The following is a 14,949-nucleotide window of genomic DNA, read 5'->3' as shown; positions in this document are numbered from 1 at the left end:
ATGCTGACCCCATCCCAGGCCGGATTCCGCCGGCTGCTGCCGTTACTTCGCCCCCACCTGCGGGAACTGCTCTGGGGGGGCTGCTGCATGGTGATTTACGTCGGCAGCTTTCCGCTGCTCGTCCAGCTGGCTGGAGATTTGTTTCCTGCGTTGGGATCGGGTGATCTTGTCCGCGTGCTTCAGCTGATCGGGCTGGCATTACTGATCTTTGCTGTTCAGAAAATCGCCCAGTTCGGTCAGGACTCTCTCCTTGCCGGGCCTGCACTGCTGGTGAGCCAGGACTTACGGCGCGATCTGTTCCGCCGCCTGCAGACCGTGGAGCTCGGGGCGTTGGAGAAGCTTTCGGCCGGCGACCTCACGTACCGCTTCACCGAAGACGCGGATCGCGTTAGCGAGGTGCTCTACAAGACCATTCACGACACGGTCCCCAGCGTGCTTCAGCTGGTTGCTGTGCTGGGGATGATGCTTTGGCTCGATTGGAAACTGACGCTGGCCATCCTGTTGCTGGCGCCGGTGATCGTCTGGCTGATCAGCCTGTTTGGTGCGCGCGTGATGGCGGCCACGGAACGCAGTCAGAAAAAGGTGAGCGAACTGGCTGGTCTGCTGGGTGAGGCCATCGAAGGGTTGCCTCTCGTGCGTGCGTTTGCTGCTGAGCCCTGGTTGCAGGACCGCTTCGAGACAGAAATCGACCAGCACCGACAGGCTCGCCATCGCACCTACAGCCTTGTGGCGCTGCAGCATCCGGTGGTTGGCATCATCGAGGTGGTGGGTCTGTTTGCCGTGCTGGCCCTCGGAGCCTGGCGGATCCAGACCGGTGACCTGAGCATTGCCGGGCTGAGCAGTTACCTGACGGGGCTGATCGTGCTGATCGATCCCATTGCCCACGTCACCAACAACTTCAACGAATTCCAGCAGGGTCAGGCGTCGCTGCGACGTCTGCGGGAGATCGAGAGAGAGCCTCAGGAAGCCGCTGACCAAGCCGAGGCGCAATCCATCGGTGCTCTCCGGGGTGATCTGGTCTTTGAACAGGTGAGCTTTGGTTATGACCCAGCCCAGCCGGTGCTGCATCAACTCAATCTGCGGGTGGATGCAGGGCAGGTGCTGGCCATTGTTGGTCCCTCCGGTGCTGGCAAAAGCACCTTGCTGTCGCTCCTGCTCCGGTTCAACACGGTGCAACAGGGAGAGATTCGTCTCGACGGCACGGACATCAGCTTGATGAGGTCCCGTGAGCTGCGTCAGCAGGTGGCCCTGGTTCCGCAGCGCACCACCGTGTTCTCTGGAACCATTGCCGAGGCGATTCGGTTCGGGCGTCGTGCGACCGATGACGAGGTTTGCGATGCGGCTCGCTTGGCCAATGCGGATGATTTCATCCGTGCCTTGCCCCAGGGGTATGACACTCAGCTCGAGGAACGGGGAACCAATGTTTCCGGTGGACAACTCCAGCGGATCGCCATTGCCCGGGCAGTGCTTGGCAATCCAGCGCTGCTGCTGCTGGATGAAGCCACCAGTGCTCTCGATGCTGAAGCGGAGGCTGCGGTGCAACTCGGCCTGAAGCAGGCGATGAAGGGACGAACGGTGTTGGTGATCGCCCACCGTCTGGCCACGGTTCAGGAGGCCGATCGCATTGTGGTTCTTGAAAAAGGAGCGGTTGTCGATCGAGGAACCCACGACGACTTGATGCAGCGTGGTGGGCGTTACCGCGAACTGTGCGAACGACAGTTCATTCGAGATCGGCAAAAGTCCTGAATCCCTCTACGATCTGGCCGCCGGTACACCGCCATCCCGGCGATTAACGATGACTGACTCTGCAGCCCAGAACCCTGTGTTGACCTTTGAGGGCAAGCGCTACGACCTGAATACGCTTCCCAATGAGCTCAAGGAGCTTGTGCGTGGCATGCAGGTTGCCGACGCTCAGCTGCGGATGCACGAAGACACCCTCAAGGTTCTGGCGGTGGGCCGTCAGAGCCTGGCCACTGAGCTCAATGAAAAGCTCAAGTCCGTCACTCCGTTGCCCGATCAGGGTTGATCGTCTGACGACAAAAAGGGGGGCTCAACAGCCCCCTTTTTTATTGCTCGCCGCTGTGCTCAGTCGCTGAAGCTGTAGGCCTTGGTGAGTTTGAACACAGTTCCGGACAGCAGGATCAAGGCCACGAGGTTAGGGAGAGCCATCAGACCGTTCAGGGTGTCGGCAATCGACCAGATCACGCCGCGGTCGCCGGCAACAGCACCAATCACGACAACAGCCACCCAGGCCAGACGAAAGGGCAGAACTGCGGAGTCGCCGAACAGATAGGTGGTGCAGCGCTCGCCGTAGAAGCTCCAGCCGAGAATGGTGGTGAAGGCGAAGACCACCAAGCCCAGGGTCACCACCACGCCGCTGCCGGCGATGCCGGTGTTGAAGGCAGCGATGGAGAGGTCTGCTCCACTGAGTTTGTCGCCGGCTGCATCGAGGATCAGATTGGCTTTGGTGGTGATGATCACCAGGGCGGTCATCGTGCAGATGATCAGGGTGTCGATGAAGGTGCCCAGCATGGCCACCGTGCCCTGGCGAACGGGATCATCGGTTTTGGCGGCCGCGTGAGCGATCGGAGCGCTGCCGAGGCCCGCTTCATTGGAGAAAATGCCCCTTTTAAAGCCCATCAGCACCACCTGACCGAGGGCACCACCGGCAGCGGCTTGGCCGGAGAAGGCGTTGGAGAAAATCGTGGCGAAGGCTTCAGGCACGCTGCCCAGATTGGCCAACAACACCAGCAGGCATGCAGCGACGTAGAGGATCGACATCAACGGAACAATGGCGGAGGCCGCCTGGGCGATGCGCTTGATCCCCCCGATAACGACAGCAAAGACCAGGGCCGCCAAAACGACTCCGGTGGCCAGCTTCGGGATGCCGATCAGGCTTAGGGCAGATGACACCTCAAAGGCCTGAACCCCATTGCCGATGCCAAATCCCGCCAACATGCCGAAGAGGGCAAACAGGCCGGCCATCCAGCTCCAGCCGCTGCCGAGTCCGTTGCGGATGTAGTACATCGGCCCACCAACGTGGTTGCCGTCTCCATCGGTTTCGCGGAACTGAACCGCGAGCACTGCTTCGGCGTATTTGGTCGCGATGCCGAAGATCGCGATGATCCACATCCAAAAGACGGCTCCGGGTCCACCAACGGCGATGGCCCCGGCAACACCGGCGATGTTTCCCGTCCCGATCGTGGCCGACAACGACGTCATCAGCGCTTGAAAGGGGGTGATCTCCCCTTCCGTTTGTGATGCAGCCGGCCGCAGCATCATCGAGATGCCATAGCCCAGTCGTTGCAGCGGCATGAACCGCAGGCCCACCATCAAAAGAATGCCCGTCGCGGCGATCAAAAGGACGGTGGGCCATCCCCAGACAATGCTGTTGATCGGGCCATTGATGGCCTGAATGGTCGACTCGACTCCGCCCATGCCTTTCAACAGGTTTGGGCGGATGGTCTCATAGCCGGCTTGTACCGGCAATCAACTCAGAGCGATTCGAGATCTTCAAAACGGAAGGTCTGGCTTCCGGCGGGGGTATCGCCATGGACCTCGGTGCTCACGACCCGCTCGGTCAGCACCCAGGGGCCATCCCCAGGCAGAGGAGCGAAGCTGTCTTGGAAGCTGCTGCGGCCGCCCCGGGCTTCTCCCGTCTCTGGGTCGGCGTACTGACTGGTGTAGGTGTGGCTGAGGTAGCCCGCACCCGTGTCGGTGACATCTGTGGTGTAGATCGTCACGACTGTGCCGTGGATGTGACGGTGAACCATGGTCACCACGTCATCCTTGATGCGGTACTTGTCCCCGGCTCCCTTACCACCGACGAGCACTTCGGTTCCCACATCGTTGGTGTCGCCGGCAGTGAAGGTGTTCTCACCGTGGGTCTGCTCGAAGCTGCGCCGCACGCGATGGATCGCGACTTCCCAGAGCTGGGAATTCACTGCCTTGAGAATCTCTTCGTTTTCAATGCCGTCCACCTTGGCTTTGAGATCGGCGCCGATCTCAAACGTGCCCTCGACCCGTTGATCGCCCTGTTGCCATGTGCAGCGGCCGCGATAGCCGGAGAATCCAGGCTCCCAGGTGTAGCGGTTCTCGTAGGCGCGACGGAAGTCATCACGCAGGTCGCTTCCAGGCTTAACGGGAACGGAGGCTGTCACAACGGTGAGGTGGCTTCAGCAACCCTACCGGTGGCCTAACGCTGCATGGCGTGCACGTCTTGCAGGGCGTGGATGCTGAGCCTCGGCTGTTGCTGGAGCGCAGAGATCGCCTCCACCGCTGCCCGCGCTCCTGCAAGGGTCGTCACCGTTGGAACGGCGTAATCGAGCGCTGCCCGACGCAGGTACTTGTCGTCATGGGCAGCTTGACGGCCGATCGGTGTGTTGATCACCAGCTGCACCTGATTGGAGCGGATCTGATCCTCGATGTTGGGGCGCCCCTCATGAACCTTGAGCACCGATTGCACCTTCAACCCGGCGTTGGCGAGCGCCTGAGCCGTGCCTGAGGTGGCCGTCACATCGAACCCGAGTTCGATCAGCCGAGCGGCGATGGGCACCAGAGCCTGTTTGTCGCGGTCGTGGGTGGAGAGGAACACTGTCCCCTGGGTGGGCAGTGCTTCTCCAGCGCCGAGTTCAGCCTTGGCATAGGCCATGCCGAAACTGTCGGCGGATCCCATCACCTCTCCCGTGGAGCGCATTTCCGGTCCGAGCACCGTGTCGGCCCCCGGGAAGCGCCGGAACGGCAGCACCGCCTCCTTGATCGATTGCAGCGGCGGCTTTGGCTCGCTGGTCATGCCGATGTCGGTCAGGGTTTCGCCCGCCATCAGTCGGGTTGCCAGGCGAGCGAGAGGTTGACCTGTGGCCTTGGCGACGAAGGGGACCGTCCTGGAGGCGCGGGGGTTGGCTTCGATGATGTAAACCACTTCCGATCCATCGGTGTTGCGCTGCACGGCGAACTGGAGGTTGATCAGACCCCGCACTTCGAGCGTTTGCGCCAGGGAGCGACTCCACTCACGAATCGTGTTCAGTGCCGCCTCGCCGAGGGAAACCGCGGGCAAGCAGCAAGCTGAGTCTCCGGAATGGATTCCCGCCGGTTCGATGTGCTCCATCAGCCCACCGACGATCACAGCTCCGGTGTGATCGCAGAGAGCGTCCACGTCCACTTCAACAGCATTTTCGAGGTACTGGTCAATCAGCACCGGATGGTCTGGCTCCACCTGCACGGCTTCGCGCATGTAGCGGTTGAGTTCCTCTTCGTCGAACACCACCTCCATGGCCCGCCCGCCCAAGACGTAGGAGGGACGCACGACGACCGGGTAGCCCACTCGTGTGGCCACGGCCCGTGCTTCCTCCTCGCTGCGTGCTAATCCGTTGCGAGGTTGGCGGATGTTCAGATCGCGGAGGATGGCTTCGAATTGCTCGCGGTCCTCGGCCCGGTCGATTGATTCAGGGGAGGTGCCCCAGATGCTGGTGCCCGTTGCGCGCCCCTCATCACTGTCCAGCCAGCGCAGCAGGGGAATCGCGAGTTTCAGAGGCGTCTGTCCACCGAATTGCACCACCACGCCATCAGGACGCTCCGCTTCGATCACATTGAGAACGTCCTCCAGGGTGAGCGGTTCGAAGTAAAGGCTGTCGCTGGTGTCGTAATCGGTGGACACCGTTTCCGGATTGCTGTTCACCATCACCGTGGTGATCCCCTGGTCCTGCCCCGCAAAGGAGGCATGACAGCAGCAGTAGTCGAATTCGATGCCTTGCCCGATCCGGTTGGGTCCACCACCGAGGATCATCATCTTGCGGCCGTCCTCACGGCGACTCACCTCAGATGAAGCGGGAAGGGGCTTGAGGGATCCGTCAGCCTGCAGGGTCTGCAAGGGACGTTCGTAGGTCGAGTAGTGATAGGGAGTGGAAGAGGCGAACTCCGCTGCGCAGGTGTCGACGGTTTTGAAGACGGTGCGAACCTCGAGCTGATGGCGCCGCTGACGCACAGACAATTCGTCGCTGTTGGTGTGCCAGGCGATCTGTCGGTCTGAAAAACCCAGTTGCTTGGCTTCAAACAGGCTGTCGGCATCCAGCTGATCCAGGCTTTTGCCTTTGATCAGCCTGGCCTCCGCCTCAATGATCCGACGCAGTTTGGCGAGGAACCAAGGATCAATCTTGCTGATCCGATGAATCTCCTCATCGCTGCGTCCTCGCACCATCGCCGTTCGCACGCTGAGGATGCGCTCCGGAGAGGGGGTCCTCAGCTGACGATCCAATTCACTATCAGTGAGCCCCGGTTCCTCCCGGTCGCCTCCCCAGCCCGAGAACCCCGTTTCCAGGGAACGCATGGCTTTCTGGAACGACTCTTCGAAACAGCGGCCGATGGCCATCGCTTCTCCCACCGATTTCATTGAAGTGGTGAGCACGGCCGGACTGCCTCGGAATTTTTCGAAGGCGAAGCGGGGGATTTTGGTGACGACGTAATCAATCGTCGGCTCGAAGCAGGCAGGTGTCTTGCCGGTGATGTCGTTGAGGATTTCGTCGAGGGTGTAGCCGACGGCGAGGCGAGCGGCGATCTTGGCGATCGGGAATCCGGTGGCCTTGCTGGCCAGGGCTGATGATCGGCTCACCCTGGGATTCATTTCGATCACCACAACGTCGCCGTTGTCGGGATTGATTGCGAACTGAATGTTGCTTCCGCCCGTTGCGACACCGATTTCCCGAATGATGGCGATCGACTGGTCGCGCAACCGCTGGTACTCCCTATCCGTGAGGGTCTGGGCCGGAGCCACCGTGATCGAATCCCCCGTATGCACCCCCATGGGGTCGAGGTTTTCGATGCTGCAGACGATCACGACGTTGTCTGCCAGATCACGCATCACCTCAAGCTCGAATTCCTTCCAGCCCAGGAGCGATTGCTCGATCAGAATCTGAGACACCGGACTCGCTTCAAGTCCGCTCTTGCAGATTGCTGCGTATTCCTCGGGGTTGTAGGCAATGCCCCCGCCACTTCCCCCCAGGGTGAAGGCGGGCCTGATGATCCGGGGGAAACTTCCGATCGCGGCCCCCACGGCTTCAGCTTCTTCCTGGGATGAGGCAATGCCCGAAGGGCAGACCTTCACCCCGATGCGCTCCATGGCCTGCTTGAACAGCAGACGGTCTTCCGCCTTCTGGATCGCCTTGAGGTCGGCACCGATCAACTCGATGCCAAAGCGTTCGAGGGTGCCGTTTTCCGCCAGGGTGACCGCCAGGTTGAGGGCGGTCTGCCCCCCCATGGTTGGCAGCAGAGCATCTGGCCGCTCTTTTTCGATCACCCGCGTCACGACGTCCGGCGTGAGTGGCTCGATATAGGTGCGGTCCGCCATCTCCGGGTCGGTCATGATCGACGCCGGATTGGAGTTGATCAGGATGACTTCATATCCCTCGGCTCTGAGTGCCTTGCAGGCCTGGGTTCCTGAGTAATCGAACTCACAGGCCTGGCCGATCACGATCGGACCAGATCCCACCAGGAGAATGCGACGCAGATCAGACCGCCTCGGCATGGGAAATCGTCCTTGGCCAAACAGATCAAGCCTCTCACGCGGCCTTGCCGCGACCGAGGGACTTGGCCTCGCTACGGTGATGGGAGATCAGCACCAGAGTTGCAATGAGTGAGCTCCAGCGCCTGAAGGGGCTGCTGCCACCGGAAATGCAGAGCTGGGTGTTTGTGGAATCAGCTGCTGCAGTCGATCCTCCCCTCATCACCCTTGAGGAGATTGGCAGGGATGAAGTGGAGATCCAGGTGGATCTCGATGAATGGGATGCCCTTGCGTTGGATCACCGCAACTTGCTGTTCTGGCATGAGGTCGGTCGGATCCAGAACGACACGATTCCCCGGGATGGGTGGGAGATGGCGGCTCTGGCCATCGGCCTAGGAGGTGCTATCGGTGAATTGTGGGTTCAAGACGGCCTGCTGCTGTTGATGGCTCTTGGCTTGTCCGGCTTTGCGGGGTATCGGCTCTACCTGAAGAACAATTCCGAGAAACGCCTGCAAGACGCCATCAGTGCCGACGAGCGGGCGATCGACCTGGCCTGCCGATTCGGGTACAGCGTGCCCAACGCCTATCGCAGTCTTGGGGGCGCGTTGAAGGAGCTGGTCGAAAAGACCCGCAAGAAGCGCCGCCGCAGCTACTACGAAGACCGTCTGGAGGCGCTGCGCAAGAGTGCCAGCAAGGCCAGAGCTGAAATGGCCCAGCAGGAGGGCTCACGCAGCTCCGTTACCAGCGAGAACGTTTATGGATAGCGAAAAGCTTGCTGAACTGGTGGCCGATGCCTGTGATGACCGCAAGGCCACCGACATCCGTCTGATCCGTGTCGATGAGGTGTCCAGCCTGGCCGATTGGATGGTGATCGCGGGCGGTCAGTCCGACGTTCAGGTGCGTGCCATTGCCCGGTCGGTTGAAGATCGCCTGGAGACTGAGGCAGACCTGCTTCCCTTGCGCAAAGAAGGGCTGAATGAGGGGCGCTGGGCTCTTCTTGATTACGGCGATGTGATCGTTCACGTGCTGATGCCCGATGAGCGCGGCTACTACGACCTTGAGGCCTTCTGGAGTCACGGCGAAAGCCGAACCTTCTTACCGTCGGTGCAGTAACCGCTTGATCCATGTCTGAAGCGGTGTCCTGCCCCGTTCCACCGGAGCAGCGGCCTCTTGAAGAGTTCCAGCAACTCTGTGAGTCATGGTTCTTCTCCTGGCCAGCGGGTCAGGAACCTAGTCTCGGGCAACGCCTTGCGGGCTTCTGGTTGCTGATGCTGCCGGTGTGCAGCCTGATTGCCAGTGGGAGCTGGACCCTGAAGCAGGACCCGCCCCGGCTTCTGGCTGCAGCCGCTGTGGCCGCTCTTGTGCTCCCTCTGCTGTTGCTGGTGCGGCAATGGCTGGGCTGGACCTATGTAATGCAGCGGCTTCTGCGTGAATCCGTCGACTATGAGGAATCAGGCTGGTACGACGGACAGACCTGGGAAAAGCCTTTGTCATGGCGGGAACGCGACCTGCTGGTGGCCCGGCATGAGGTTCGTCCGATCCTGGGTCGTCTGGGACGAGCCATGGCCACCTCAGCGGGTTTGATGCTGGCCGGTGCCAGTCTCTGTCAGGCTCTCTGAACCAATCGGGGTTCCGATGACTTTGCCCTCGGGCTTCAGCCCTGCAGCCCGGTCCAGGTCAGCCCCCCTTGAGGTTTGCTTGCGGCGCGGATCGATCACGGAATCGGTGCACCGCGTCCATGCCGTGGTCTGTGATGGCCGAGGACGGGTGTTGATGTCGGCGGGGAATGCTGGGTTGGAAAGCTTCATTCGCTCGGCTCTGAAGCCCTTTCAGGCCATGCCGTTTCTCAGCAGTGGAACAGCCGACCAGCTGGATGTTGATGAACGGGGCATCGCCATCAGCTGCGCGTCCCATGCGGGCACAAATGCCCACGCCCGCGAAGCCTTCCGGTTGCTCTGGAAAGCGGAGTTGGACAGCTCATCACTTCAATGCCCTGTGCCGAATGGGGCTGATAGTCCCCTTCAGCACAATTGTTCCGGCAAGCACGCTGCCTTCCTGGCCACCAGCCGAAAGATGGGCTGGCCGATCGAGACCTATCTCCAGCAGGACCATCCACTGCAGGTTGAGGTGAACCGCAGGGTCGCTGAACTGATCGGCTTGCCTGCTGAGGAATTGGTTGCCGAGCGGGATGACTGTGGAGCTCCCACCCTGGTGTTGCAGTTGGCTCAGATGGCCTTGCTCTATGCCCACCTCGGTGCCTCACAACATGCCGAACTCGAGCAGATCAGTCGTGCGATGCTGAGTCACCCCGACATTGTGGCCGGTGAGGGTCGCTTCGACACCGAGCTGATGCGGCGCAGCCACGGTCAGGTCTTGAGCAAGGGCGGTGCAGAGGGCATTCAATGCCTCAGTCGCGTTGGCGAAGGTCTTGGAGTAGCCATCAAGGTGGAAGATGGCTCCCGTCGTGCCAAGCAAGCGGTTGCGCTGCATCTCTTGCGTCAACTCGAGTGGCTCACACCCATGGGGCTTGATGAGCTCGATGAGCAGGTGCTGGTCGTGAACCCAAGCGTCAAACTCAGCGTGTCCGGTGCCTTGCAGGCGTGACTTTGCTGTCACCTGCGACACCGACATGTATGATTTTTGGGTCGTCGCGGGGTAGAGCAGTCTGGTAGCTCGTCGGGCTCATAACCCGAAGGTCGGGAGTTCAAATCTCCCCCCCGCCACCAAATCTGATTGAATCAACAATCTCCCTTCCGGGAGATTTTTTTTTGTCTTTCGTACCCCCATGAGCAGTCGCTCCATGAACTGCGATGGCCCCTGGGACGCCATTGTTGTTGGCTCAGGAGCGAGTGGCGGCGTGGCCGCCATGACCCTGGCCGAAGCAGGAGCGAGGGTGCTCGTGGTGGAGGCAGGACCTGACCTCAGCAGCACCCAAGCCTTCGGGACTGAACCAGGAAATCTGCTGCGGCGGATCGTGGGCTTGACCAGCGGCAGTCATCGCCAGCAGTCCCAGCATCCCGGCTATTGGAAAGCCAACCCTCGTCTGTATGCCGACGAGCGTCTGCATCCCTACGAGCACCCGGCGGATCAGCCGTTTCTGTGGACGCGAGGCCTGCAGGTTGGCGGCCGCAGCCTCACCTGGGGTGGCATCACCCTGCGTCTCTCGGATGAGGATCTGGCCGGTGTGGATGTGGAGGGTGAACAGGTCAGTTGGCCGTTGCGCAGCGGTGAGCTGACTCCTCACTACTCCGAACTGGAGCGCTGGCTGGGTGTACACGGTGGGCGCGATGGTTTGAATCATCTGCCGGATGGCGACATGCAACCGGCTCTGGCGGCGACGCCGGCGGAACAGCGTTTTGCAGATGCTGTGCGGCAACGGTTGGGGTATCCCGTGATTCCCTCAAGGGGGTTTGGTCCGGCGCCGCAGGGAGAGGATCCCGCCTGGCCCCGTTCCAGCAGTCGCGGCAGCAGCCTTCCTCGCGCCATGGCCACAGGACGCACCCAGCTGCTCTCTGCGCATTTGGTCGAGCATCTGTTGATGGATGCCGGCGGAGATAAAGCCATCGGTGTGGTTGCCGTTGACCAATCCAATGGCAACCGCAGGGAGTTGAAGGCGGATCTCGTGGTCCTGGCTGCTTCCACCATTCAGACTGTCTCCATCCTGTTGCGCTCCCGTTGTGGCGAACAGAGCAACGGTTTGGACGACCCTTCTGGACGACTGGGCACACGCTTGATGGACCATGTCTCCACATCGCAGTTTTTTGCCTTCCCCGAGCCTGTTCCGGGGGAACAGCCGATGCTCACGGGGGCTGGAAGCTTTTTTGTTCCCTTTGGCCGACACTTGCCATCGGCTGATTTTCAGGGCGGCTATGGCCTTTGGGGTGGCATTGGACGATTTGATCCGCCGCGATGGTTACGGCGTCGCCCTTCGAGCATCACCGGGTTCCTGATTGGTCATGGCGAAGTTCTCCCGCGGGCTGACAACAGGGTGACCTTGAGTGAGCGCACGGATCGCTGGGGCGTGCGTGTCCCCTCGATTGCCTGCCGTTGGAGCAGCAATGAATTGGCCATGGTGAGGCACATGCGCACCTCGATCCAGGCCTGCATTACCGCCGCCGGGGGCGAAGCCAAATCGATCAAAGACCTCTTTCGCCTCCCCTTGGTTGAGCCTTTTTTGGAAGGTGCTGTTGCGCTGTCTGAAGGGGCAGCTCCTCCGGGTTATTACATCCATGAGGTGGGAGGGGCTGCGATGGGGCTAAGCGAGGGCAGCAGCGTCGTTGATTCCTCCAACCGTCTCTGGCGTGCTCCCAACGTTCTTGTTGTGGATGGTGCCTGCTGGCCCACGTCGGCCTGGCAGAGCCCAACGCTGACGATGATGGCCTTAAGCCGTCGGGCCTGCCTGTTGGCCCTCAGTGGTCGGGGCGGATGAACAGATCGTCGAGATAGCGCTCGGTCACAGCGCGGTCGTCACAGCCGTTCTGAAACAGAAAGTGGGCAAGAGCAGAACTCATCACGCGGTATTGGTCCCAGGTGGGGTTCTCCCCGATGAAATCCTTCATGCCTCGATAGAGCACCTCGGGGATTTCCGTCTCGAGGCTCACGTAGTTGGCTTTTGAAGCGCTCCCGCGCTCCGTGGCCCCCATTTCATGGCATCGCTCAAGGTGATTTCGATCCATTCCGTACAGCTTGTCCCTGTCCAACGCTCACCAAGAAAGCCACACAACAGGTGCTTGCGTCAAAGCCGTCGCCATTTGTTGAATTGCAGGTGAGACGAGATGAGACAGCAGTCTGCGACTGGGTTTGAGCGCATGGAAAATGCCGAAGCTGGGTTGATATAGGCCGGATAGACGGTCTGTCAACCCGGTGGCGCGATTCCCTCGGAAATTCACAGGCTGACCGTCACAGCCGGCAATGCAACTTCGGCCTGTGGAAAAAGACGTTTTTTGTGTGGAAAAAGCGGGCGAAACTTGGCGAAGCGATTTCGATAAGAAAGCCTGATCTTTGCTCCGTCGCTGCTGTCGCTTTCGAGAACCGTGTCATTGGCGACAAGTCAGCAGCAGGTTCTCTTTGGATCCATGGAATCAATCTTTAGGGATGCCATTGTTCCGCCTCAGCGTGGTAGGTCCCAGGGGATGGTCGGCGTGGGGATAAGGGGGATGGTGGTGGTCATGGCTGTGGTCTGAACCATGGCTGTGGTCTGAAGGGTGGCTGTGGTCATGGGCAATCGGGATCCCGTCGGGTTGGCAGGCACCCGTGCACTCCAGTTCGCAGAGCGTGCAGCTTTCCGCAAGTCCCTCCACGTGGTGGTGGTGGCTTTCCTGGGCACGTCCCACGTCCTGTTCGAAGCCCAGCACCTGGGCGCGGTACTTGCAGAGTGAGCAGTTCATGGCGGTGTCCCCCCGCAACACCTCATCGACCCGTTCTTTGAAGGTGTCCACCACCAGGGTGTGATCGCCCAGATAGCCCGCAGAGAGAAACTCCACTTCGGGATGATCAGCAGCCACCAGCTCGGTGTGTTGGCGGATTCGGCTCACCAGAACCCCTGAAAAGAGGAAATAGGGCACCACCACCACCCGGCGAAAGCCCAGCTTCACGGCATGACGCAGCCCCGGTTCCACCAGGGGGAAGGTCACGCCCGAGTACACCGTTTCTCCCCAGCCAAAGCCAAATCCCTCCACCAACAGCCGCGTCACCTTGGCCACGTTGGAGTTGGCGTCTGGATCCGAGGAACCTCGACCCACCACCACAAGCAGGGTTTCGGCTAGAGGAACGTCGTGCTTTGCCGCATCCAGGCACTCCTGAACTCGGGCTCCGGCGGCCGACACCATCAACCGGTCTACACCCAGTTCCCGGCCGTAATCGATCGGTAAACCCGTTTCGGCCGTGTAGGTGTTCAGAACAGAGGGGATGTCGTTCTTGGCATGCCCTGCGGCGAAAAGCATGGCTGGTATGGCCAGCACCTTGGTGACGCCTTTCTGCCGCAGGGCTTCAAGGCCATCGCGAAGGATGGGATGGGCAAATTCCAGGTAGCCGTGTTCCACCGGCATCGGGGCGAGCCGAGGTCGCAGGGCGTCCACCATCTGGGCGAACTCTTCAACGGCCAGTCGGTTGCGACTGCCGTGGCCGCAGATCAGAACGCCAAGACGCTCGTTGCCAGTTTCCGCGTGCTGTTCGGCCAAAAGGTCGCTCTGCTGTTCCAATGGTTTGACGATATCGGTCGCATCGCAATGGATTCAGACCGTCCCGTTTTCTTCAGTGCGCAGGCGGCTGATGCGCGGCGATCCGGTCTGCTCTCCCCCCGGCCAGCGGAGTTGGCGGCTTTGGTTCAGAACTGGTCCGGCCCCCGGCCGCTCCGTATCTGTGGCGGGGGCACCACATCTCGCGCCGCTGTGGCTGACCACTGGACCCTCGATCTTCAAACCCATTTCCAACGTCTGCAGTGGCAGCCCGCGGATCAGTCGATCTGGATTGGAGCGGGCTGCCGCATGGGAGCGGTGTTGGAGGCTTTGCTTCCCCATGGCCGAACCGTGGCTGCGGGTTTGTCTGGGTTGCCTGGGCTTGGCTACGTGCTCACGGGCGGCATGGGGCCGCTGAGCCGGCAGGTGGGTCTCGCGGTTGATCAAGTGCTCGAGATCCAGGGGGTCTGGGGTGATGGCAGCCCCTTTGCGTTGTCTCGTGTGGTCGATGCTGGATCGTTGGAGTGGAGGGGCCTCTGTGGTGCTGCGCCATTTCTGGGCGTGGTGAGCGCGCTGCGCATGGCCACCCAGCCGCTCGTGCCGCTTTGGCTGGAGCAACGCGTGGTGTCTCCCAACCAACTGCCTGAGCTCATGCTCCAGGCGGAAAAGAACGACTTTAGCGCCTGTTTGCAGTGGCATTGGGAGAGCGCTGACGCGGTGCAGTTGCTCCGGATTGCTGATGCCCCTTGGACCAATGCACAGAAGATCGAAGGCCTGCATCAGCTCCCACCCTTGCGGGGATCAGCCCCGATGCCTCCTCGATCTCATACGGAGGTGGTTGGTTTGCTGGGGCCGGCAGCTGCTGAGCTCTGGGGAGCTTTGATGCCGGATTTACGCCGTCTGCTGCAGCACCGTCCTCATCCGTTCTGCAGCCTGGCCTGCCAGCAGCTTGGGGGCGCGACGCAAAAGGCTGCCGTGGAGACCAGCTCGTTCGTGCACCGCAATGCCGAGTGGAAACCATGGATCACGGCCGCCTGGACTCCGGGAGATGCCCATGGCCAAAGGCGCAGCCTTGCTTGGTTGGAGGCGGTCTGGCAGATCCTCAAGCCGGTCTGCCCTGGTGTGCATCTGGCGCAGTTTCATGACCATCTGCCCTTCCATCACAAGGAGTTGGAGGCAGCGTTCGGCCCTTGGTTGTCCGACTTGCGAAATCTGAAACAGCGCTTGGATCCAGCAGGCACCCTGCCGACGCTCTGATTTACGGTCGCCGCTAACCGG

The 14,949-nt window shown here is 61.0% G+C and carries 13 protein-coding genes and 1 tRNA gene; 9 read left to right on the top strand and 5 right to left on the bottom strand.

Going from position 1 to position 14,949, the window contains the following annotated elements:
- Both SynA1562_RS08795 and SynA1562_RS08790 read left to right on the top strand, forming a co-directional pair.
- Complete coding sequence (locus tag SynA1562_RS08795) at nt 1-1,746, top strand: ABC transporter ATP-binding protein (protein WP_186493566.1); 1,746 nt, start codon at nt 1-3, stop codon at nt 1,744-1,746.
- A 49-nt stretch (nt 1,747-1,795) separates the two neighbouring features.
- Nucleotides 1,796-2,026 (top strand): DUF6447 family protein, encoded by a 231-nt coding sequence (locus tag SynA1562_RS08790; RefSeq protein ID WP_006850098.1) that lies wholly within the window; start codon nt 1,796-1,798, stop codon nt 2,024-2,026.
- A 59-nt stretch (nt 2,027-2,085) separates the two neighbouring features.
- Here the strand turns inward: SynA1562_RS08790 and SynA1562_RS08785 are convergent, their stop codons facing one another.
- From SynA1562_RS08785 to carB, 3 genes are read right to left on the bottom strand one after another with little or no spacing between them, the layout of a single operon-like run.
- On the bottom strand, nt 2,086-3,438 hold the full coding sequence (locus SynA1562_RS08785; RefSeq protein WP_186493565.1) for a sodium:alanine symporter family protein: 1,353 nt from the start codon (nt 3,436-3,438) through the stop codon (nt 2,086-2,088).
- A gap of 56 nt (nt 3,439-3,494) precedes the next feature.
- Entirely contained in the window at nt 3,495-4,160 is a 666-nt protein-coding gene (locus SynA1562_RS08780) for a DUF3386 domain-containing protein (protein ID WP_186493564.1), read from the bottom strand.
- A gap of 35 nt (nt 4,161-4,195) precedes the next feature.
- The gene (carB, locus tag SynA1562_RS08775) at nt 4,196-7,519 is read right to left on the bottom strand and encodes a carbamoyl-phosphate synthase large subunit (RefSeq protein WP_186493563.1); all 3,324 of its coding nucleotides are present in this window, start codon (nt 7,517-7,519) and stop codon (nt 4,196-4,198) included.
- 104 nt (nt 7,520-7,623) lie between these two features.
- Between carB and SynA1562_RS08770 the strand changes: the two genes are divergently transcribed.
- The 6 genes from SynA1562_RS08770 to SynA1562_RS08745 all read left to right on the top strand — a co-directional run bounded on the left by SynA1562_RS08770 (nt 7,624) and on the right by SynA1562_RS08745 (nt 11,924).
- Nucleotides 7,624-8,259, top strand: coding sequence for a DUF3318 domain-containing protein (locus SynA1562_RS08770; protein WP_011364772.1), 636 nt, complete (start codon nt 7,624-7,626; stop codon nt 8,257-8,259).
- Entirely contained in the window at nt 8,252-8,608 is a 357-nt protein-coding gene (gene rsfS / locus SynA1562_RS08765) for a ribosome silencing factor (protein ID WP_006850633.1), read from the top strand. The genes SynA1562_RS08770 and rsfS overlap by 8 nt, the downstream gene beginning before the upstream one ends.
- An 11-nt stretch (nt 8,609-8,619) precedes the next feature.
- Nucleotides 8,620-9,114 (top strand): CGLD27 family protein, encoded by a 495-nt coding sequence (locus SynA1562_RS08760; RefSeq protein ID WP_186493562.1) that lies wholly within the window; start codon nt 8,620-8,622, stop codon nt 9,112-9,114.
- Nucleotides 9,115-9,130: 16 nt separating this feature from the next.
- On the top strand, nt 9,131-10,099 hold the full coding sequence (locus tag SynA1562_RS08755; RefSeq protein ID WP_186493561.1) for an asparaginase: 969 nt from the start codon (nt 9,131-9,133) through the stop codon (nt 10,097-10,099).
- 45 nt (nt 10,100-10,144) lie between these two features.
- Nucleotides 10,145-10,221: transfer RNA gene (locus SynA1562_RS08750), tRNA-Met, on the top strand.
- Between the two features lie 59 nt (nt 10,222-10,280).
- Nucleotides 10,281-11,924, top strand: coding sequence for a GMC oxidoreductase (locus tag SynA1562_RS08745; protein ID WP_186493560.1), 1,644 nt, complete (start codon nt 10,281-10,283; stop codon nt 11,922-11,924).
- Here the strand turns inward: SynA1562_RS08745 and SynA1562_RS08740 are convergent.
- Entirely contained in the window at nt 11,905-12,171 is a 267-nt protein-coding gene (locus SynA1562_RS08740) for a DUF2811 domain-containing protein (protein WP_186493559.1), read from the bottom strand. The genes SynA1562_RS08745 and SynA1562_RS08740 overlap by 20 nt on opposite strands.
- A 405-nt stretch (nt 12,172-12,576) precedes the next feature.
- Nucleotides 12,577-13,674, bottom strand: a complete 1,098-nt coding sequence (locus SynA1562_RS08735; protein WP_186493558.1) for a sirohydrochlorin chelatase — start codon at nt 13,672-13,674, stop codon at nt 12,577-12,579.
- A gap of 48 nt (nt 13,675-13,722) precedes the next feature.
- On the opposite strand from SynA1562_RS08735, the gene SynA1562_RS08730 reads away from it, so the two are divergent.
- On the top strand, nt 13,723-14,928 hold the full coding sequence (locus tag SynA1562_RS08730; protein ID WP_186493557.1) for an FAD-binding oxidoreductase: 1,206 nt from the start codon (nt 13,723-13,725) through the stop codon (nt 14,926-14,928).
- Nucleotides 14,929-14,949: the final 21 nt, after the last annotated feature.

It is taken from the genome of Synechococcus sp. A15-62 (assembly GCF_014280075.1).
In the GTDB taxonomy this organism is placed as follows: domain Bacteria; phylum Cyanobacteriota; class Cyanobacteriia; order PCC-6307; family Cyanobiaceae; genus Parasynechococcus.
This window is presented reverse-complemented; position numbering and strand designations above follow the sequence as displayed.

What these genes read in the sequence shown, in the direction of transcription:
- SynA1562_RS08740 (WP_186493559.1), bottom strand. Translation starts at nt 12,171, where the DNA reads ATGGATCGAAATCACCTTGAGCGATGCCATGAAATGGGGGCCACGGAG.
- SynA1562_RS08730 (WP_186493557.1), top strand. Translation starts at nt 13,723, where the DNA reads ATGGATTCAGACCGTCCCGTTTTCTTCAGTGCGCAGGCGGCTGATGCG.
- SynA1562_RS08795 (WP_186493566.1), top strand. Translation starts at nt 1, where the DNA reads ATGCTGACCCCATCCCAGGCCGGATTCCGCCGGCTGCTGCCGTTACTT.
- rsfS (WP_006850633.1), top strand. Translation starts at nt 8,252, where the DNA reads ATGGATAGCGAAAAGCTTGCTGAACTGGTGGCCGATGCCTGTGATGAC.
- SynA1562_RS08760 (WP_186493562.1), top strand. Translation starts at nt 8,620, where the DNA reads ATGTCTGAAGCGGTGTCCTGCCCCGTTCCACCGGAGCAGCGGCCTCTT.
- SynA1562_RS08745 (WP_186493560.1), top strand. Translation starts at nt 10,281, where the DNA reads ATGAGCAGTCGCTCCATGAACTGCGATGGCCCCTGGGACGCCATTGTT.
- SynA1562_RS08785 (WP_186493565.1), bottom strand. Translation starts at nt 3,438, where the DNA reads ATGGGCGGAGTCGAGTCGACCATTCAGGCCATCAATGGCCCGATCAAC.
- SynA1562_RS08755 (WP_186493561.1), top strand. Translation starts at nt 9,131, where the DNA reads ATGACTTTGCCCTCGGGCTTCAGCCCTGCAGCCCGGTCCAGGTCAGCC.
- carB (WP_186493563.1), bottom strand. Translation starts at nt 7,519, where the DNA reads ATGCCGAGGCGGTCTGATCTGCGTCGCATTCTCCTGGTGGGATCTGGT.
- SynA1562_RS08770 (WP_011364772.1), top strand. Translation starts at nt 7,624, where the DNA reads ATGAGTGAGCTCCAGCGCCTGAAGGGGCTGCTGCCACCGGAAATGCAG.
- SynA1562_RS08790 (WP_006850098.1), top strand. Translation starts at nt 1,796, where the DNA reads ATGACTGACTCTGCAGCCCAGAACCCTGTGTTGACCTTTGAGGGCAAG.